Source organism: Klebsiella sp. JB_Kp004 (genome assembly GCF_040065795.1).
Taxonomy (GTDB): Bacteria; Pseudomonadota; Gammaproteobacteria; order Enterobacterales; family Enterobacteriaceae; genus Klebsiella; species Klebsiella quasipneumoniae.
In genome coordinates this window covers 1-18,860 of the sequence record NZ_JBEAKW010000013.1, presented here as the reverse complement: position 1 = coordinate 18,860, position 18,860 = coordinate 1, and the positions used below count along the sequence as shown (strand labels likewise).

Genomic DNA, 18,860 nt, shown 5'->3' with positions numbered 1-18,860 from the left:
ATGTTACGTATTGCAGACAAAACATTTGAATCCCATCTTTTCACCGGTACCGGCAAATTCGCCGCCCCGGAGGTGATGGTTGAGGCGATTCGCGCCTCGGGCAGCCAGCTGGTCACCCTGGCGATGAAGCGCGTCGATTTACGTCAGCACAATGACGCCATCCTCGCCCCGCTGCTGGCGGCGGGAGTCAGCCTGCTGCCGAATACCTCGGGCGCCAAGACAGCGGAAGAGGCGGTGTTTGCCGCCCGTCTGGCACGGGAAGCCTTGGGCACCCACTGGCTGAAACTGGAGATCCACCCGGACGCCCGCTGGCTGCTGCCCGACCCGATTGAAACCCTGAAAGCGGCGGAGCTGCTGGTCCGCGAAGGGTTCGTGGTGCTGCCCTACTGCGGCGCCGACCCGGTGCTGTGTAAACGGCTGGAAGAGGCTGGCTGCGCGGCGGTGATGCCCCTGGGCGCGCCGATCGGCTCCAATCAGGGGCTGGAAACCAAAGCCATGCTGGAGATTATTATCGAGCAGGCGACGGTGCCGGTGGTGGTCGACGCCGGCATCGGCGTTCCAAGCCATGCGGCGCGGGCGCTGGAAATGGGCGCGGACGCGGTGCTGGTCAATACCGCTATTGCCGTCGCCGACGATCCCGTGGCCATGGCCCACGCTTTCCGTATGGCGGTCGAGGCCGGCTTGCTGGCCCGTCAGGCCGGACCGGGGGCGCGCAGCGCGCAGGCGCAGGCCACCAGCCCGCTCACCGGATTCCTGGAGGCGCTGGCATGAAAACCTTCAGCGATCGCTGGCGGCAGCTGGAGTGGGACGACATCCGCCTGCGCATCAACGGTAAAACCGCCACCGATGTCGAACGGGCGCTGGCGGCCAAACAGCTGACCCGCGACGACATGATGGCCCTGCTTTCGCCGGCGGCGGCCGGGTATCTTGAACCTCTGGCCCAGCGCGCGCAGCGGCTTACCCGTCAGCGCTTCGGCAATACCGTCAGCTTCTACGTGCCGCTGTATCTCTCCAACCTGTGCGCCAACGACTGCACCTACTGCGGCTTCTCGATGAGCAACCGCATTAAGCGCAAGACGCTGGATGCTGCCGAGATTGCCCGCGAGTGCGCCGCGATCCGCGACCTGGGCTTTGAGCATCTGCTGCTGGTGACCGGTGAGCATCAGGGCAAGGTGGGAATGGATTATTTCCGCCAGCACCTGCCGGCAATCCGCAGCCAGTTTGCCTCGCTGCATATGGAGGTGCAGCCGCTGGCGACCGACGAGTATGCCGAGCTGAAAACCCTGGGGCTCGACGGAGTGATGGTCTATCAGGAGACCTATCACGAAAGCATGTACGCTCAGCACCACCTGAAAGGGAAAAAGCAGGATTTCTTCTGGCGGCTGGATACGCCGGATCGCCTGGGCGAGGCGGGGATCGATAAGATCGGCCTTGGCGCGCTGATCGGCCTTTCCGACAGCTGGCGGGTGGACTGCTTTATGGTCGCTGAGCACCTGTTATGGCTGCAGCAACGCTACTGGCGCAGCCGCTATTCGGTCTCCTTCCCGCGTCTGCGTCCCTGCGCCGGCGGCATTGAACCGGCCTCGCTAATGGATGAGCGTCAGCTGGTGCAGACCATCTGCGCCTTCCGCCTGCTGGCGCCGGAGGTTGAGCTGTCGCTATCCACCCGCGAATCCCCCTGGTTCCGCGACCGGGTGATCCCGCTGGCGATCAATAACGTCAGCGCCTTCTCCAAAACCCAGCCCGGGGGTTACGCCGACGACCATCCGGAGCTTGAGCAGTTCGCGCCGCACGATGACCGTCGGCCTGAAGAAGTCGCCAGCGCGCTGGCTGCCCGCGGCCTGCAGCCGGTGTGGAAAGACTGGGACAGCTGGCTGGGACGCGCCTCGCAAACCTCATGATGTACAGTGTAAGCGCCTGATATTTTTGCGCGCCTGCACGAGAGATGAAAAACGGAGGCTGGCCCGCCAGGCGCCCTTTTTCTATTCTGCCCGGGTCAGCAGCGGACGCTGACCAGGGCGAACCTTTTCTTCCTCATTTTCGCCCTGCCTCTCCGCGCTGATCGAGGGCCTGTACATTGTCGCCGAATATAAATCACGATACATGAAGGCCTCAGAGTTATAATTGAGCAATAGTTAACTGATTCGATCGGCAGGCGTCGCAGTCGCAACCTGCGTTCGGACCCATGGTTTATACATCCGGGACGATTAACGATTCATGGCTCTACACAACAGAAAGCTCTCTTTCACGACGCCGATCGTCGTGGGGTTTGCCGGCATCTTGCTCAGTTTTATGCTGATCGCTATTTTTGTCACCCTGGCGCAGCGAAAAGATTTTCTTGAAGATTATCACGACATTAACCGCAACTTTACCCACAACCTGGCGATCAACTACACGGAAACCCTGCTGCGGGAAAATGATTTTATCCTTGGGCGCGCGGTCGCCTTCTTTGCCCGCAATGACGAACTGAATCGCGCAGTCAATGTGGAACCGGAGAAAGGGTTAACGACGCTGATGCAGTTACAGAACATGATGCCGAGCGTCTCATCCATCTCGCTGGCGGATACCGAGGGCCACTATCTGCGCGCCCCGGAGGTGCTGGAAAATGAAGACAGTCAGGCTTTCGATCCCAGAACGCGGCCCTGGTTTATCAAACAGGCGGAAGCCAGCACCTTCAGCCACTACACCAGCCCATATATGGATTTTTTTACCCACCATCCGACGATTACCATTTTCAAACCCATCATCACCCCGGAGGGGAAACTCAAGGGCAGCCTGGCCTTTCATCTCGATCTCACCTCCATGGGGTTCGCGCTGCGCCAGATGGTCGCCCCCGTACAGGGCGAGTTTTTTGTGGTGCAGCGTGATGGCAAAGTGGTCCTGCACTCCGACCCTGGGGCGCTGTTTAAACCCTTCGTCAGTAATGAGCTGATGGATAAAATGACCAGCGGCGAGGGGCAGCTTTACGATCCCGGGAGCGACACCTGGTATTACTATTACTCCTTTACCAATCCCGACTGGTTTGTGATTTTCCGTGTCGATAACACCACCCTGGTTAATCTGACGCGCCATGAAACCAATTTAGTGATCGGCGGTTTCGCCCTCGCGGCGATCATCATCATCCTGTTCGGCCTTTATCTGCGTCATGCCTCCCGCACCGTGCTGATGAATATCATCAATGCGATTAAAACCGGCGACGTCAAACGCGCCCCACGCCTCGAGGCGATGCTGAGTAAAGCCATTGAAACTAATAAGCAGCGCGAACTGACCTACGTCCGCCAGGCGACCATTGACGCGCTCACCGGCTGCAAGAACCGCCGCGCCTTCGACAGCGATATTGCCGCGCTGATGAACGATCATCAGCCGTTCGCCCTCGCGCTGGTCGATATCGATAACTTTAAATCGATCAACGACACCTGGGGTCACCTCAACGGCGATATCGTTCTGCGTAACGTCGCCCGCGAAGGGCTGCAGGTCCTCCAGCCGCTGGAGATATCCCTCTATCGCTATGGTGGTGAAGAGTTCGCGGTGGTCTTTCCTGCCGAACATATTGATAACGCCCGCACGCTGCTGGAAACATGGCGGGTAAACGTCGAACGGCGCACGTGGCGCGAAGATGGCCTGACGGTCACCTTCAGCGCCGGGCTGGGGGAATGGAACATGGAGCCGCTGGATAAACTGGTGGTGAGCGTCGATGAAGCGCTGTACAAAGCCAAACAGCAGGGTAAAAACCGTATCCTGCGCGCCTAGGACTTTAGCGCCGCAACCGCCCACTTCGGTGGGCTTTTTTATTTTTTCCGGCAAAAATGAAACCGGTTTCAATTTTTGTGTGATGACTTACACACAATCACGGTAAAGCGGTTGTCGCATCGTCAGGGCCGCGATAAACATAAGACATCACGGAACACAAGGGCCACTGACTATGAAGAATATCGTTTTGTGCTGTGCCGCCGGTATGTCTACCAGCATGCTGGTTCAGCGTATGCAAGATGCCGCGCAGAAGAAAGGTGTTGAGGTCTCAATCAAGGCCGTACCGGTCGCCGAGTTTAAAGATAATCTGGCCGCCGCCGACATTATTCTGCTCGGCCCGCAGGTGAAATATGAGCAGGCGAAGCTGCAGGCGCTGGCCGACCCGTTCGGCAAAAAGGTCGCCGTGATCGATATGATGGACTACGGCATGATGAAAGGTGATGCCGTTCTGGATAAAGCCCTTAAGATGCTGGAGTAATCGATGGAAGATTTAGAAACGATCATCATGGAGCTGCTGGTTAACGCGGGTTCTGCGCGCAGCGCGGCGCTGACGGCGCTACAGCTGGCGCGGAAAGGCGATTTTGCCGCAGCGGAGCAGGCCATGGCCGAGTCCCATGAGTTCGTCAAACATGCGCATAAAATTCAGACCCAGCTTATCGGCCTGGATGAAGGCAGCGGTAAGCTACCGGTCAACCTGATCACCGTGCATTCTCAGGACCATCTGATGAACGCCATGGTCATTCAGGATCTGGCGACCGATATGATTGAACTATACCGTCGCCTGCCCCTCGCGCAATAATCTCTCGAATTGAACGGGCGTCGCTGCCGGCGCCCGTCCCCGCTTACAGAAAGCCGTACATCGCAGCGAATACCCAGCCAAAAACGCAGGAGACGCCAACGCCGATGAGCCCGGGCAGGATAAAGCTGTGGTTAATCACAAAGCGGCCAATATGGGTGGTCCCTGAGCGGTCAAACTGGATTGCCGCCAGATCGCTGGGGTAGGTCGGCAGAATATAGTAGCCATAGCAGGCCGGCGCAGAAGCCACGATATAGGCCGGGTCGACGCCGATGGCCAGGGCCACCGGAACAATCGCCGCCAGCGCTGCCGCCTGCGAGTTTACAAACTTCGAAACCAGCAGCAGCACGATGGCATAGGCCCATGGATACTCTTTGACCATCTCCCCGAGCACGCCTTTAATTTCGGTCATGTGAGCGCCAAACATGGTCTCCGCCATCCAGGCGATGCCGTACACCGCGACGATAGCGATCATTCCCGAACGAAAGACCTCATTCTTGGAAATCGATGCCGGGTTGGTTTTAGTAATGATGATGATCAGCGCCCCGGAGAGCAGCATAAACATCTGGATCACCAGCACCATCGACAGCGGTTTACCGTCAAAGGCCGGACGCAGTTCAGAGAAGGCGCCGAGCAGCGCCACCACAGCGATGGAGGCCAGAAAAATCCACATCGCTATCCAGTTGCTGGTGGGCAACTTTCTATCCAGCAGCGTCGCCGTATCGCCATAGACGTAATGGCGGTTCTCCGGTACCGCAATAAACGCCTGGAAGGCTTCGTCTTTATCCAGATCTTTGCCACGGAACCAGCTGAAGATGCCGATGGCTAAAATGCCCAGCAGTGTGGAAGGAATGGTTATCGCCAGCAGATCGAGAAACTCCAGATGTTTACCGTTAAAGGTAAAATTCCCCAGCATCGCCACCAGCGAGACCACCGCCACCGAGACCGGGCTGGCGATGATCCCCATCTGGGCGCCAATGGAGCTGGCGGCCATCGGACGCTCCGGGCGAATGTTATTCTTAATCGCCACATCGTAGATAATCGGCAGGATGGTATACACCACGTGACCGGTACCGCAGAGGATAGTCAGCGTGCAGGTGACGAAAGGCGCCACGATAGAGACATATTTTGGATTACGCCGCAGCAGCTTCTCGGCAATCTGCAGCATGACATCCAGGCCGCCGGACGCCTGCAGCGTCGCCGAGGCGGCCACCACCGCAATGATCACCAGCATCACATCAACCGGCGGTTTACCCGGCTGGAGATGAAAAACAAAGACGAGGATCACTAAACCGATGCCGCCCAGCAGCCCCAGCGCAATACCGCCTTTTCGGGCACCATAAAACAGACAAATTAAGATAATAATGAGTTGTATCGCGAATTCCATGCAGCCCCCAGAGCCTGTCCGCTCAGACCTAAAGTAATGATCCCTACCTGCTTCCGGGATTATTTCTGCGCCTTGTTGGGGGAAGCATGAGATGCAGCGATCCCTCTCCAGGCCGTCGCGCCGAAGATAAAGCAGCAGCAGTAATCCCATGATTCATCAGGTATTTTGAATATATCCTCTTTGAATTGTTTATTTTTTGATATGAGTAGAAGTTTTACCCATATATAAAGAAAGGTTTTTGAGGTGAAAGGCTAAAGGATATTTTTTATGAATTAATTGCTAAAAAATTGCATCCTGGATATGGCGTAAATGTAATTAAAGACGGGGACTGCGGAGAACAGGCAATAAAAAAGCCGGTCAGGAAACCTGACCGGCTTTTTAGCAGTGCATCAACGATTAATCGTTGTCAGAACCGCCCAGACCTGCGTTGAGCAGCTCTGCCAGGTTGGCAGATGCTTCTTCCACGCTCACCTGCGGTGCCGCCGGCAGTTCGCCAGCAGCGCGACGGCGCATACGATCCTGGTGGTACGCATAACCGGTACCGGCCGGGATCAGACGACCCACGATGACGTTCTCTTTCAGACCGCGCAGTTCGTCGCGTTTGCCCGCAACGGCTGCTTCGGTCAGCACGCGAGTGGTCTCCTGGAACGATGCCGCGGAGATGAAGGACTCGGTGGCCAGAGACGCTTTGGTGATACCCAGCAGATCGCGGGAGAACGTTGCGCCCACTTTGCCGTTCGCTTCCAGTTCGCGGTTCGCGATCTTGACGCGGGAGTATTCCACCTGCTCGCCTTCGAGGAAGTCGGAGCTGCCTGCGCTTTCGATGGTGGCTTTACGCAGCATCTGACGAACGATAACTTCGATGTGTTTATCGTTAATCTTAACGCCCTGCAGACGGTATACGTCCTGGACTTCGTTAACAATGTAACGGGTCACAGCATGTACGCCACGCAGACGCAGAATGTCGTGCGGTGCTTCCGGACCGTCGGAAACTACGTCACCACGTTCTACACGTTCACCTTCGAACACGTTGAGCTGACGCCATTTCGGAATCATCTCTTCGTACGGCTCGCTACCGTCTACCGGGGTGATAACCAGGCGACGTTTCCCTTTGGTTTCTTTACCGAAGGAAATGATACCGCTGATTTCAGCCAGAATAGCCGGCTCTTTCGGACGACGTGCTTCGAACAGGTCCGCAACGCGCGGCAGACCACCGGTGATGTCCTTGGTACCGCCGGATTCCTGCGGAATACGCGCCAGGGTGTCACCAGAGCTGATCTGTACGCCATCTTCCAGCTGAACAATCGCTTTACCCGGCAGGAAGTACTGAGCAGGCATATCGGTACCTGGGATCAGAACGTCGTTGCCCTGAGCATCAACGATTTTCAGCGCCGGACGCAGATCTTTACCACCTGCGGTACGTTCTGCAGAGTCCAGAACCACCAGCGAAGACAGACCGGTCAGCTCGTCGGTCTGACGAGTAATGGTCTGGCCGTCGATCATGTCAGTGAAGCGGATAAAACCACTCACTTCGGTGATAACCGGCATGGTGTGCGGATCCCAGTTTGCGACGGTTTCACCGCCGGCAACCTGCTCACCGTCGCCTTTCGCCATAACCGCACCGTAAGGCACTTTATAGCTCTCTTTGGTACGACCGAATTCGTCGATCAGCTTCAGCTCGGTGTTACGAGAAGTGATAACCAGTTTACCGCTGGAGTTCACAACCGACTTCGCGTTGCTGAGCTTGATGCTACCTTTATTTTTCACCTGGATGCTGGATTCAGCAGCCGCACGAGATGCCGCACCACCGATGTGGAACGTACGCATCGTCAGCTGTGTACCCGGCTCACCGATGGACTGTGCCGCGATAACGCCGATAGCCTCACCTTTGTTGATGATGTGGCCACGCGCCAGGTCACGACCATAGCAGTGCGCACATACACCAAAGTCGGTGTCACAGGATACAACGGAACGCACTTTGACGGAGTCAACGGAGTTCGCTTCCAGCAGGTCACACCAGTGCTCGTGCAGCAGCGTGTTGCGTGGAACCAGAATATCCGCAGTACCCGGCTTCAGCACGTCTTCCGCCGTCACACGACCCAGTACGCGATCGCGCAGCGGCTCTTTAACGTCGCCACCTTCGATAACCGGCGTCATAGTGATGCCTTCCAGGGTGCCGCAGTCGTCTTCAGTGACGACCAGGTCCTGGGCAACGTCGACCAGACGACGAGTCAGGTAACCGGAGTTCGCTGTTTTCAGTGCGGTATCCGCCAGACCTTTACGCGCACCGTGCGTGGAGATGAAGTACTGGAGTACGTTCAGACCTTCACGGAAGTTCGCGGTGATCGGCGTTTCGATGATGGAGCCATCCGGCTTCGCCATCAGACCACGCATACCGGCCAGCTGACGAATCTGTGCAGCAGAACCACGCGCACCGGAGTCGGCCATCATGTAGATGCTGTTGAAGGAAACCTGCTGCTCTTCCTGACCATCACGGTTAATCACGGTTTCGGTTTGCAGGTTATCCATCATCGCTTTGGATACACGATCGTTCGCCGCAGCCCAGATATCGATAACTTTGTTATAGCGTTCGCCCGCGGTCACCAGACCGGACTGGAACTGTTCCTGAATCTCAGCAACTTCCGCTTCCGCTTCGCTGATGATTTCGTATTTTTTCTCCGGGATGACCATGTCATCGATACCAACGGATGCACCTGAACGCGCTGCGTAAGCAAAGCCAGTGTACATCGTCTGGTCCGCGAAAATAACGGTCGGTTTCAGGCCCAGAATACGGTAACAGGTGTTCAGCATCTTGGAGATCGCTTTCTTACCAAGCGCCTGGTTCACGATAGAGAACGGCAGACCTTTCGGTACGATCATCCACAGAATGGCACGGCCAACGGTCGTGTCTTTCAGGCTGGTTTTCGCGACAAACTCACCATTGTCGTCTTTTTCGTATTCAGTGATACGCACTTTAACGCGCGCATGCAGAGAGGCCAGGCCGGCGCGATAAATACGCTCAGCTTCTTTCGGGCCAGTCAGCACCATGCCTTCGCCTTTGGCGTTAACACTGTCACGGGTCATGTAGTACAGACCCAGTACAACGTCCTGAGACGGAACGATGATTGGTTCGCCGTTCGCCGGGGACAGGATGTTGTTGGTAGACATCATCAGCGCACGCGCTTCCAGCTGGGCTTCCAGCGTCAGCGGTACGTGAACAGCCATCTGGTCACCATCGAAGTCGGCGTTGTATGCCGCACAAACCAGCGGGTGCAGCTGGATGGCTTTACCTTCGATCAGAACCGGTTCGAATGCCTGGATACCCAGACGGTGCAGGGTCGGCGCACGGTTCAGCAGGACCGGGTGTTCGCGGATAACTTCGTCCAGGATATCCCAAACGACAGCTTCTTCGCGCTCAACCATCTTCTTAGCGGCTTTGATGGTGGTGGCCAGGCCACGCAGTTCCAGCTTGCCGTAGATGAACGGTTTGAACAGCTCCAGCGCCATTTTCTTCGGCAGACCGCACTGATGCAGACGCAGGTATGGACCTACGGTGATAACAGAACGACCGGAGTAGTCAACACGCTTACCGAGCAGGTTCTGACGGAAACGACCTTGTTTACCTTTGATCATATCGGCCAAAGATTTCAGAGGACGTTTGTTAGAACCGGTGATCGCACGACCGCGACGACCGTTGTCCAGCAGGGCGTCAACCGCTTCCTGCAGCATACGTTTTTCGTTGCGTACGATGATATCCGGCGCAGCCAGATCCAGCAGACGTTTCAGACGGTTGTTACGGTTGATCACGCGACGATACAGATCGTTGAGGTCAGACGTCGCGAAACGACCGCCATCCAGCGGAACCAGCGGACGCAGATCTGGCGGCAGTACCGGCAGAACGGTCAGGATCATCCACTCCGGCTTGTTGCCAGACTGTACGAAGGCTTCCAGCAGCTTGATGCGCTTGGTCAGCTTTTTACGCTTGGTTTCGGAGTTGGTTTCGTTCAGCTCTTCACGCAGCTGCTCGCATTCCTGCTCCAGATCCATATTGCGCAGCAGCGCCTGGATCGCTTCCGCACCCATCTTCGCGTCGAATTCGTCACCGAACTCTTCCAGCGCGTCCAGGTACTGTTCTTCGGTCAGAATCTGGTTGCGTTCGAGGTTGGTCATGCCACCTTCGATAACCACATAGGATTCAAAGTACAGTACACGTTCGATATCGCGCAGCGGCATATCCAGCAGCAGGCCGATACGGGACGGCAGGGATTTCAGGAACCAGATGTGCGCAGTCGGACATGCCAGCTCGATGTGGCCCATGCGCTCACGACGCACTTTAGTCTGGGTCACTTCAACGCCGCACTTCTCACAGATCACACCGCGGTGTTTCAGGCGCTTGTACTTACCGCACAGGCACTCATAGTCTTTTACCGGCCCAAAGATACGGGCGCAGAAAAGGCCGTCACGCTCAGGTTTGAACGTACGGTAGTTAATGGTTTCCGGCTTTTTAACTTCACCGAAAGACCATGAACGGATCATGTCTGGCGAAGCCAGAGCAATTTTGATCGCATCAAACTCTTCGGTTTTAGTTTGCGCTTTCAGAAACTTTAATAAGTCTTTCACGGATTTGCTCCCGTCGGAGTTAGCACATTCCGCTGCCGGGCGTTAACCCGGCAGCAGTGACCTGTTTGAGCGAGAATTACTCGTCTTCCAGTTCGATGTTGATGCCCAGCGAGCGAATTTCTTTCAACAGTACGTTGAAGGATTCCGGCATGCCCGGTTCCATCTGGTGATTGCCGTCCACGATGTTTTTATACATCTTGGTACGACCGTTCACGTCATCAGACTTAACGGTGAGCATTTCCTGCAGGGTGTAGGCTGCGCCGTATGCTTCCAGCGCCCACACTTCCATCTCACCGAAGCGCTGACCACCGAACTGCGCCTTACCACCCAGCGGCTGCTGAGTCACCAGGCTGTAAGAACCGGTGGAACGCGCGTGCATTTTGTCGTCGACCAGGTGGTTCAGTTTCAGCATGTACATGTAACCCACGGTTACCGGACGCTCGAACTGCTCACCGGTGCGGCCGTCGAACAGGGTGATCTGACCGGAAGTCGGCAGGTCGCCCAGCTGCAGCAGCGCTTTAATTTCCGCTTCTTTCGCACCGTCGAACACCGGCGTTGCGATCGGCATACCTTTACGCAGGTTTTCAGCCAGACGCAGAACTTCTTCATCGCTGAAGGTATTCAGGTCAACTTTCTGACGAACGTCAGCGCCCAGATCGTAGGCACGCTGGATGAACTCGCGCAGTTTCGCGACTTCCTGCTGCTGTTTCAGCATGGCGTTGATCTTATCGCCGATGCCTTTCGCAGCCATACCCAGGTGAGTTTCCAGGATCTGACCGATGTTCATACGAGACGGTACGCCCAGCGGGTTCAGGACGATATCTACCGGCGTACCGTTAGCATCGTGCGGCATATCTTCGATCGGGTTGATCTTAGAGATAACACCCTTGTTACCGTGACGACCTGCCATCTTGTCACCAGGCTGGATACGGCGTTTAACGGCCAGGTATACCTTAACAATCTTCAGCACGCCCGGTGCCAGATCGTCGCCTTGGGTGATTTTGCGGCGTTTCGCTTCGAGTTTTTTCTCGAACTCGTGTTTCAGTTCGTCGTACTGCTCAGCCAGTTGTTCCAGCTGATTTTGTTTCTCTTCGTCGGTCAGGCCCAGTTCCAGCCAGCGATCGCGCGGCAGTTTGTCGAGCTTCTCAGCTTCAACGCCGCCGGAGACCAGCACCGCGTAGATACGACTGAACAGACCGGCTTCGAGGATCTGCAGTTCTTCAGACAGGTCTTTTTTGGCCTGCTTCAGCTGCATCTCTTCGATTTCCAGCGCACGTTTGTCTTTTTCTACGCCGTCACGGGTAAAGACCTGAACGTCGATAACGGTACCAGAGACACCGTTCGGTACGCGCAGAGAAGAGTCTTTAACGTCAGACGCTTTCTCACCGAAGATCGCACGCAGCAGTTTCTCTTCCGGCGTCAGCTGGGTTTCACCTTTCGGCGTAACCTTACCAACCAGAATGTCGCCGCCGGTCACTTCCGCACCGATATAAACGATACCGGACTCATCCAGTTTGGAGAGCGCAGCTTCACCCACGTTCGGGATGTCAGCGGTGATCTCTTCCGGCCCCAGCTTGGTGTCACGGGACACGCACGCCAGTTCCTGAATGTGGATAGTGGTGAAACGGTCTTCCTGGACAACACGCTCGGAAACGAGGATGGAGTCTTCGAAGTTGTAGCCGTTCCACGGCATGAACGCGACGCGCATGTTCTGACCCAGCGCCAGCTCACCGAGGTCGGTGGACGGGCCGTCGGCCAGCACGTCGCCGCGCTCGATAGGTTCGCCCAGGGACACACAAGGCATCTGGTTGATGCAGGTGTTCTGGTTAGAACGGGTATATTTGGTCAGGTTATAGATGTCGATACCCGCTTCGCCCGGGTACATCTCGTCTTCGTTAACTTTGATAACGATACGGGAAGCATCCACGTACTGAACGGTACCGCCGCGCTTAGCAACGGCAGTAACGCCGGAGTCGACGGCTACAGCACGTTCCATACCGGTACCAACCAGCGGCTTATCAGCGCGCAGAGTCGGAACGGCCTGACGTTGCATGTTCGCACCCATCAATGCACGGTTGGCGTCATCGTGTTCCAGGAACGGGATCAGGGACGCACCGACGGATACCACCTGCTGGGTGGATACGTCCATGTAGTCAACCTGGTCGCGGCTGAACAAGCTGGATTCGCCTTTGCTACGGCAGGTCACCAGATCTTCTACGAAGTGGCCGTTTTCATCCAGGTTGGAGTTCGCCTGAGCGATAACGTAGTTGCCTTCTTCGATAGCAGACAGGTAGTGAATTTCGTCGGTAACCACACCGTCGGTCACTTTACGATACGGCGTCTCGAGGAAGCCATATTCGTTGGTCTGCGCGTATACGGACAGGGAGTTGATCAGACCGATGTTCGGACCTTCAGGCGTTTCGATTGGACATACGCGACCGTAGTGAGTCGGGTGTACGTCTCGAACTTCGAAGCCTGCGCGCTCACGGGTCAGACCGCCTGGGCCGAGTGCGGAGATACGACGTTTGTGCGTGATCTCAGACAGCGGGTTGTTCTGGTCCATAAACTGAGACAGCTGGCTGGAACCAAAGAACTCTTTCACTGCTGCGGAAATCGGTTTGGCGTTGATCATATCCTGAGGCATCAGGGTATCCAGATCGCCCAGAGACAGACGCTCTTTCACCGCACGTTCTACACGTACCAGGCCAACGCGGAACTGGTTTTCCGCCATTTCGCCAACGGAACGGATACGACGGTTGCCGAGGTGGTCGATATCGTCCACTTCGCCTTTACCGTTACGGATATCGATGAGCTTCTTCATCACTTCGATGATGTCGTCTTTGCTCAGGATACCGGAACCTTCGATTTCATCGCGCAGCAGAGAACGGTTGAACTTCATACGACCAACCGCGGACAGATCGTAGCGGTCTTCGGAGAAGAACAGGTTCTCAAACAGGCTTTCAGCGGCTTCACGAGTCGGCGGCTCGCCAGGGCGCATCATGCGGTAGATTTCTACCAGCGCGCTCAGACGATCGTTAGTCGGGTCGACGCGTACCGTTTCAGAGATGTATGGCCCGTGGTCCAGATCGTTGGTAAACAGCGTTTCGATGCGCTTGTGGCCAGACTGGCTCAGCTTAGCCAGCAGATCCAGGCTCAGCTCCATGTTCGCCGGGCAGATCAGTTCGCCAGTCGCTTCATCGATATAGTCTTTAGCCGCCACTTTGCCCGCGATATATTCAACCGGCACTTCGATATGCTTGATATCGTCTTTTTCCAGCTGACGGATATGGCGAGCCGTGATGCGACGGCCTTTCTCAACGTACACTTTGCCGTTGGCTTCGATATCGAAGGAGGCGGTTTCACCGCGCAGACGCTCCGGAATCAGCTCCATCTGCAGCTTGTTGTCGCGAATTTCAAAGACCACTTTTTCGAAGAACAGGTCAAGGATCTGCTCAGTGGTGTAATTCAGCGCGCGCAGGATGATGGTAGCCGGCAGCTTACGACGACGGTCGATACGAACGAACAGGTTGTCTTTCGGGTCGAATTCGAAGTCCAGCCAGGAACCGCGGTAAGGGATGATACGTGCGTTATACAGAACCTTACCGGATGAGTGAGTCTTACCTTTGTCACTGTCAAAGAAGACGCCCGGGCTACGGTGCAGCTGAGAAACGATAACACGCTCGGTACCGTTGATGACGAAGGTACCGTTGTCGGTCATGAGCGGGATTTCGCCCATGTAGACTTCTTGTTCTTTAATGTCTTTGACGGTGCCTTCCGGCGCTTCGCGCTCGTAGATCACCAGACGCAGTTTTACGCGCAGCGGTGCAGAGTAAGTCACGCCACGGATCTGACATTCTTTAACGTCAAAAACCGGTTCGCCCAGACGGTAGCTGACGTATTGCAGCTCGGAATTACCGCTGTAGCTCTGAATCGGGAACACGGAACGGAAAGCAGCTTCCAGACCGTACTGCCCTTCAGGATCTTGCTCGATAAACTTCTGGAACGAGTCAAGCTGGATAGAAAGGAGATATGGCACATCCAGAACTTGTGGACGTTTACCAAAATCCTTACGAATACGTTTTTTCTCGGTATAGGAGTAAACCATAGGGTTCCTCAGCTCGCTGACAAGTCGACCCATCTGCCCGCAGAGGGCAGTTTTTTATGCAACACTATTTTGTTGACCGGAAAATGGAACACTTTCCGCAATGCCTGTTGCTATCACGCTTAAACCATTTCATTGCGATTTACACAGCCCAGGAACCCTAACCTGTCGCAGTATATTAAGTCGTCGATAGAAACAAGCATTGAGAGGCAAACCAGTAGTCAAACAGCGTGAAACGCTACTGGCGCCTTACAGCGCAAAAAGGCTGGTGACCAAAAAGTCACCAGCCTCAGCCTGATTTCTCAGGCTGCAACCGGAAGGGTTGGCTTATTTAACTTCAACTTCAGCGCCAGCTTCTTCCAGAGATTTTTTCAGAGCTTCAGCGTCGTCTTTGCTGATGCCTTCTTTCAGTGCAGCCGGAGCAGATTCTACCAGGTCTTTAGCTTCTTTCAGACCCAGGCCAGTCGCGCCACGTACTGCTTTGATAACAGCAACTTTGTTAGCGCCAGCAGCTTTCAGAATTACGTCGAATTCAGTTTTTTCTTCAGCAGCTTCAACCGGGCCAGCAGCTACAGCTACAGCAGCAGCAGCGGAAACACCGAATTTTTCTTCCATTGCAGAGATCAGCTCAACAACGTCCATTACGGACATAGCGGATACTGCTTCAATGATTTGATCTTTAGTGATAGACATTTAAATTGTTCCTGAATATCAGAATAAGTTTATACGTAAGCGAATGCTTTACAATGATAACTGCGATTAAGCAGCTTCTTTCGCATCGCGTACAGCAGCCAGAGTACGAACCAGTTTGCCAGCCGAAGCTTCTTTCATGGTTGCCATCAGGCGTGCAATTGCTTCTTCGTAGGTCGGCAGAGTTGCCAGGCGGTCGATCTGCGACGCCGGGATCAGCTCACCTTCAAAGGCAGCGGCTTTGACCTCAAATTTTGCATTCGCTTTCGCGAACTCTTTGAACAGACGAGCAGCAGCGCCCGGGTGTTCCATAGAGTATGCAATCAGGGTCGGACCAACAAACGTGTCTTTCAGGCACTCGAACTGAGTACCTTCAACGACGCGGCGCAGCAGGGTGTTACGAACAACACGCATGTATACGCCAGCTTCACGACCTGCTTTACGCAGTTCAGTCATTTTATCTACAGTTACGCCACGGGAATCCGCAACTACTGCAGACAGCGCGCCTTTGGCTACTTCGCTGACTTCAGCAACAATCGCTTGTTTGTCTTGAAGATTTAAAGCCATTAGCTTTGCTCCTGGATGTTTGCCAGAGCCTATGCTCTGGAACTCACTTCACTCAATTCAACGAAAAGAGCGTCTAAATACGGTGAGCAGAAACAAGCCAGAATATCCAAAAATAATCTTAGCGTTCTGTCACCGTCTACGCAGGGGATTAAGTTTCTTGCGAAACACCTGCGGTCTTCGACGGAGGCCTGGATAGGCCAGGCTCCAACGAACAATTCGGTTACCTGCTAACCATCGTTAGCAAACGTGGGCGAAGATTGTAGACAAATTCGCCGCCCACGTAAAGGCATTAGTTTGCAGAAGCGTTCAGGCCAGCCTGATCTACTGCAACACCTGCACCCATGGTGGTGGAGATGCTAACTTTCTTGATGTACACGCCTTTCGCCTGAGTCGGTTTTGCTTTTTTCAGCGCAACCAGCAGAGCTTCCAGGTTTTCTTTCAGTTTGTCAGCGTCAAAGTCCACTTTACCGATGGTGGTGTGGATGATGCCGTTTTTGTCGTTACGGTAACGAACCTGACCTGCTTTCGCGTTTTTAACCGCTTCAGCAACGTTCGGAGTTACGGTACCCACTTTCGGGTTCGGCATCAGGCCACGCGGACCAAGAACCTGACCCAGCTGGCCAACAACGCGCATTGCATCCGGGGAAGCAATAACAACGTCAAAGTTCATTTCGCCTTTTTTGATCTGCTCAGCCAGATCTTCCATACCTACCAGCTCAGCGCCTGCAGCTTTAGCAGCTTCAGCGTTTGCGCCCTGGGTAAATACGGCTACGCGAACGGAACGGCCAGTACCGTGCGGCAGTACAGTTGCGCCACGGACGTTCTGGTCAGATTTACGCGCGTCGATGCCGAGGTTAACGGCAACGTCTACGCTTTCGGTAAATTTAGCGGTGGCCAGCTCTTTCAGCAGAGCGATGGCTTCGTTGATGTCGTACTGTTTAGTTGCATCAACTTTCTCACGGATCACGCGCATGCGCTTGGTCAGTTTAGCCATTTCTTAGTCCTCCACTACCAGGCCCATGGAACGTGCAGTACCTTCGATGGAGCGAGTCATCGCTTCAATGTCGGCACCAGTCATGTCGGCAGCTTTGGTCTGCGCGATTTCCTGCAGCTGAGCGCGGGAGATTTTACCCACTTTATCTTTGTTCGGCTTACCGGAACCAGACTTGATGCCTGCAGCTTTCTTCAGCAGAACAGCAGCCGGCGGAGTCTTGGTAACAAAGGTAAAGGAACGGTCAGCGTAAACGGTGATAACAACCGGGATCGGCAGACCTTTCTCCAGGGAATCAGTTTTGGCGTTGAACGCTTTGCAGAATTCCATGATGTTCACGCCCTGCTGACCCAGTGCTGGGCCGACCGGCGGGCTCGGGTTCGCCATACCAGCTGCAACCTGCAGCTTGACGTAGGCTTGGACTTTCTTAGCCATTCTTAAATCCTCAAATTGGGTATTAACGCTTCAGAGAAGCTCCCCGTGATTAAACATCGTTTTACGGGCCGGGCCCATAAAAACAAAAGGCGCGAAATTGTATGCCAATTTCGCGCCCTATGCAACGATTAAATCGCTGCTTTTTTGATCGCCGGCTTACGCCTTCTCAACCTGGCTGAAGTCCAGTTCTACCGGGGTCGCACGACCGAAGATAGAAACGGAAACTTTCAGGCGGGACTTCTCATAGTCCACTTCTTCCACCACGCCGTTAAAGTCAGCGAACGGACCGTCGTTAACGCGAACCATTTCACCCGGTTCAAACAGCGTTTTCGGACGCGGCTTATCGCCAACCTGCTGCAGACGATTCATGATGGCGTCGACTTCTTTGTCGCTGATCGGCGCCGGACGGTCAGAGGTACCGCCGATGAAGCCCATCACGCGCGGTACGCTGCGCACCAGGTGCCAGCTTGCGTCGTTCATGACCATCTGGACCAGAACGTAGCCCGGGAAGAATTTACGTTCGCTTTTGCGACGCTGGCCGCCACGGATCTCAACCACTTCTTCGGTCGGGACCATGACTTCACCAAATAACTCTTCCATGTTATGTAATTTGATATGTTCACGCAGCGACGTGGCTACGCGACCTTCAAAACCGGAAAACGCCTGAACGACGTACCAGCGCTTTTTAGGAGCTTCAGACATCTCAGAACCTCAGGCCAGTGATAAAGGAGACCAGGCGAACCAGAATACCATCCAGTCCCCACAGGATCAGTGACATTACTGCAGTCACGGCAGCAACAATCAGCGTAGTATGCAGCGTTTCCTGGCGAGTCGGCCAAATCACTTTACGAACTTCGGTTCTCGCTTCGCGAGCAAAAGCAACGGTCGCCTTACCTTTCGTCGTCAACAGCGCGACGCCACCGGCAGCAGCAATAAGAATAACCACGGCCAGCGCACGCACCGCCAGCATAATGTCGCGATAAAGGAAGTTGCCCACGATCGCCACGATCAGCAGCACGGCAACGATAATCCACTTCATCGCTTCCAGGCCGCGCCCGCTCCCTTGAGCTTCGGTATTCGCACTCATAAACCAACCTGTCAGAAGTATTCTACAAACAATTTCACCCCGCGGGGGCGAGGCGATCCAAACCGAAATTAAGTTTCGGATTATACACTTAACTATTCAAATTGCTTCAACGCTGACGGTTCTGTCGCCCCTGCCCTGCTGTTGCAAAGAAGGATACTGATTTGCCGTCGCACTACCGCTCGAATGGTTTGGTGTATAAACGCCCTCTTCAGAGCCTGTCTCAGCAATGATTATGACAAATAAAATCACTGATGAGCCAGGTTCTGGTGTGAAAGCGTGCAAAAAGGGCATCAAATGATGCCCTTTTATTGCGCATTGCGTCAAATGTTATCAGCGATTAGCCGAGAACTTTAGCAACCACGCCCGCGCCAACGGTACGACCGCCTTCACGGATTGCGAAACGCAGACCATCGTCCATCGCGATCGGGTGGATCA

Annotated in this window: 15 protein-coding genes; 5 read left to right on the top strand and 10 right to left on the bottom strand. The window is 54.9% G+C overall.

Going from position 1 to position 18,860, the window contains the following annotated elements; translation table 11 throughout:
* The 5 genes from thiG to ABLX76_RS12780 all read left to right on the top strand — a co-directional run bounded on the left by thiG (position 1) and on the right by ABLX76_RS12780 (position 4,549).
* Positions 1–771 carry a thiazole synthase gene (thiG, locus tag ABLX76_RS12800; RefSeq protein ID WP_241515620.1) on the top strand — a complete coding sequence of 257 codons (771 nt, stop codon included), beginning with the start codon at positions 1–3 and terminating at the stop codon, positions 769–771.
* Positions 768–1,901 carry a 2-iminoacetate synthase ThiH gene (gene thiH / locus ABLX76_RS12795; protein WP_241515621.1) on the top strand — a complete coding sequence of 378 codons (1,134 nt, stop codon included), beginning with the start codon at positions 768–770 and terminating at the stop codon, positions 1,899–1,901. Before thiG ends, thiH begins: the two co-directional genes overlap by 4 nt.
* 316 nt (positions 1,902–2,217) lie before the next feature.
* Positions 2,218–3,750: a sensor domain-containing diguanylate cyclase gene (locus ABLX76_RS12790; protein WP_017901111.1), complete on the top strand. Its 1,533-nt coding sequence runs from the start codon at positions 2,218–2,220 to the stop codon at positions 3,748–3,750.
* Positions 3,751–3,922: 172 nt separating this feature from the next.
* Positions 3,923–4,228, top strand: a complete 306-nt coding sequence (locus tag ABLX76_RS12785) for a PTS sugar transporter subunit IIB (protein ID WP_002884150.1) — start codon at positions 3,923–3,925, stop codon at positions 4,226–4,228.
* Between the two features lie 3 nt (positions 4,229–4,231).
* Positions 4,232–4,549, top strand: coding sequence for a PTS lactose/cellobiose transporter subunit IIA (locus ABLX76_RS12780; protein WP_004206755.1), 318 nt, complete (start codon positions 4,232–4,234; stop codon positions 4,547–4,549).
* A 43-nt stretch (positions 4,550–4,592) separates the two neighbouring features.
* Here ABLX76_RS12780 and dcuB read toward each other — a convergent pair whose 3' ends face one another.
* The 10 genes from dcuB to ABLX76_RS12730 form a co-directional block, all read right to left on the bottom strand.
* Positions 4,593–5,933, bottom strand: a complete 1,341-nt coding sequence (gene dcuB / locus ABLX76_RS12775) for an anaerobic C4-dicarboxylate transporter DcuB (RefSeq protein ID WP_004206756.1) — start codon at positions 5,931–5,933, stop codon at positions 4,593–4,595.
* Positions 5,934–6,329: 396 nt separating this feature from the next.
* On the bottom strand, positions 6,330–10,553 hold the full coding sequence (gene rpoC, locus ABLX76_RS12770) for a DNA-directed RNA polymerase subunit beta' (RefSeq protein WP_023291591.1): 4,224 nt from the start codon (positions 10,551–10,553) through the stop codon (positions 6,330–6,332).
* Between the two features lie 76 nt (positions 10,554–10,629).
* The gene (rpoB, locus tag ABLX76_RS12765) at positions 10,630–14,658 is read right to left on the bottom strand and encodes a DNA-directed RNA polymerase subunit beta (RefSeq protein WP_004206758.1); all 4,029 of its coding nucleotides are present in this window, start codon (positions 14,656–14,658) and stop codon (positions 10,630–10,632) included.
* A 324-nt stretch (positions 14,659–14,982) separates the two neighbouring features.
* The gene (gene rplL, locus ABLX76_RS12760; protein ID WP_002884142.1) at positions 14,983–15,348 is read right to left on the bottom strand and encodes a 50S ribosomal protein L7/L12; all 366 of its coding nucleotides are present in this window, start codon (positions 15,346–15,348) and stop codon (positions 14,983–14,985) included.
* 66 nt (positions 15,349–15,414) lie between these two features.
* The gene (rplJ, locus tag ABLX76_RS12755; RefSeq protein ID WP_001207203.1) at positions 15,415–15,912 is read right to left on the bottom strand and encodes a 50S ribosomal protein L10; all 498 of its coding nucleotides are present in this window, start codon (positions 15,910–15,912) and stop codon (positions 15,415–15,417) included.
* A gap of 289 nt (positions 15,913–16,201) precedes the next feature.
* Positions 16,202–16,906, bottom strand: coding sequence for a 50S ribosomal protein L1 (rplA, locus tag ABLX76_RS12750; RefSeq protein WP_002884036.1), 705 nt, complete (start codon positions 16,904–16,906; stop codon positions 16,202–16,204).
* Positions 16,907–16,909: 3 nt separating this feature from the next.
* Positions 16,910–17,338 (bottom strand): 50S ribosomal protein L11, encoded by a 429-nt coding sequence (rplK, locus tag ABLX76_RS12745; RefSeq protein WP_002884034.1) that lies wholly within the window; start codon positions 17,336–17,338, stop codon positions 16,910–16,912.
* A 156-nt stretch (positions 17,339–17,494) separates the two neighbouring features.
* Entirely contained in the window at positions 17,495–18,040 is a 546-nt protein-coding gene (gene nusG / locus ABLX76_RS12740; protein ID WP_001287521.1) for a transcription termination/antitermination protein NusG, read from the bottom strand.
* 1 nt (position 18,041) lies between these two features.
* On the bottom strand, positions 18,042–18,425 hold the full coding sequence (gene secE, locus ABLX76_RS12735) for a preprotein translocase subunit SecE (RefSeq protein ID WP_002883772.1): 384 nt from the start codon (positions 18,423–18,425) through the stop codon (positions 18,042–18,044).
* 337 nt (positions 18,426–18,762) lie between these two features.
* Positions 18,763–18,860, bottom strand: a 98-nt coding sequence (locus ABLX76_RS12730; protein ID WP_072082015.1) for an elongation factor Tu, incomplete at its 5' end; no start/stop codon positions are given.

What these genes read in the sequence shown, in the direction of transcription:
- ABLX76_RS12785 (WP_002884150.1), top strand. Translation starts at nt 3,923, where the DNA reads ATGAAGAATATCGTTTTGTGCTGTGCCGCCGGTATGTCTACCAGCATG.
- rplK (WP_002884034.1), bottom strand. Translation starts at nt 17,338, where the DNA reads ATGGCTAAGAAAGTCCAAGCCTACGTCAAGCTGCAGGTTGCAGCTGGT.
- nusG (WP_001287521.1), bottom strand. Translation starts at nt 18,040, where the DNA reads ATGTCTGAAGCTCCTAAAAAGCGCTGGTACGTCGTTCAGGCGTTTTCC.
- thiH (WP_241515621.1), top strand. Translation starts at nt 768, where the DNA reads ATGAAAACCTTCAGCGATCGCTGGCGGCAGCTGGAGTGGGACGACATC.
- ABLX76_RS12790 (WP_017901111.1), top strand. Translation starts at nt 2,218, where the DNA reads ATGGCTCTACACAACAGAAAGCTCTCTTTCACGACGCCGATCGTCGTG.
- ABLX76_RS12780 (WP_004206755.1), top strand. Translation starts at nt 4,232, where the DNA reads ATGGAAGATTTAGAAACGATCATCATGGAGCTGCTGGTTAACGCGGGT.
- rplL (WP_002884142.1), bottom strand. Translation starts at nt 15,348, where the DNA reads ATGTCTATCACTAAAGATCAAATCATTGAAGCAGTATCCGCTATGTCC.
- rplJ (WP_001207203.1), bottom strand. Translation starts at nt 15,912, where the DNA reads ATGGCTTTAAATCTTCAAGACAAACAAGCGATTGTTGCTGAAGTCAGC.
- rpoB (WP_004206758.1), bottom strand. Translation starts at nt 14,658, where the DNA reads ATGGTTTACTCCTATACCGAGAAAAAACGTATTCGTAAGGATTTTGGT.
- thiG (WP_241515620.1), top strand. Translation starts at nt 1, where the DNA reads ATGTTACGTATTGCAGACAAAACATTTGAATCCCATCTTTTCACCGGT.
- secE (WP_002883772.1), bottom strand. Translation starts at nt 18,425, where the DNA reads ATGAGTGCGAATACCGAAGCTCAAGGGAGCGGGCGCGGCCTGGAAGCG.
- dcuB (WP_004206756.1), bottom strand. Translation starts at nt 5,933, where the DNA reads ATGGAATTCGCGATACAACTCATTATTATCTTAATTTGTCTGTTTTAT.
- rplA (WP_002884036.1), bottom strand. Translation starts at nt 16,906, where the DNA reads ATGGCTAAACTGACCAAGCGCATGCGCGTGATCCGTGAGAAAGTTGAT.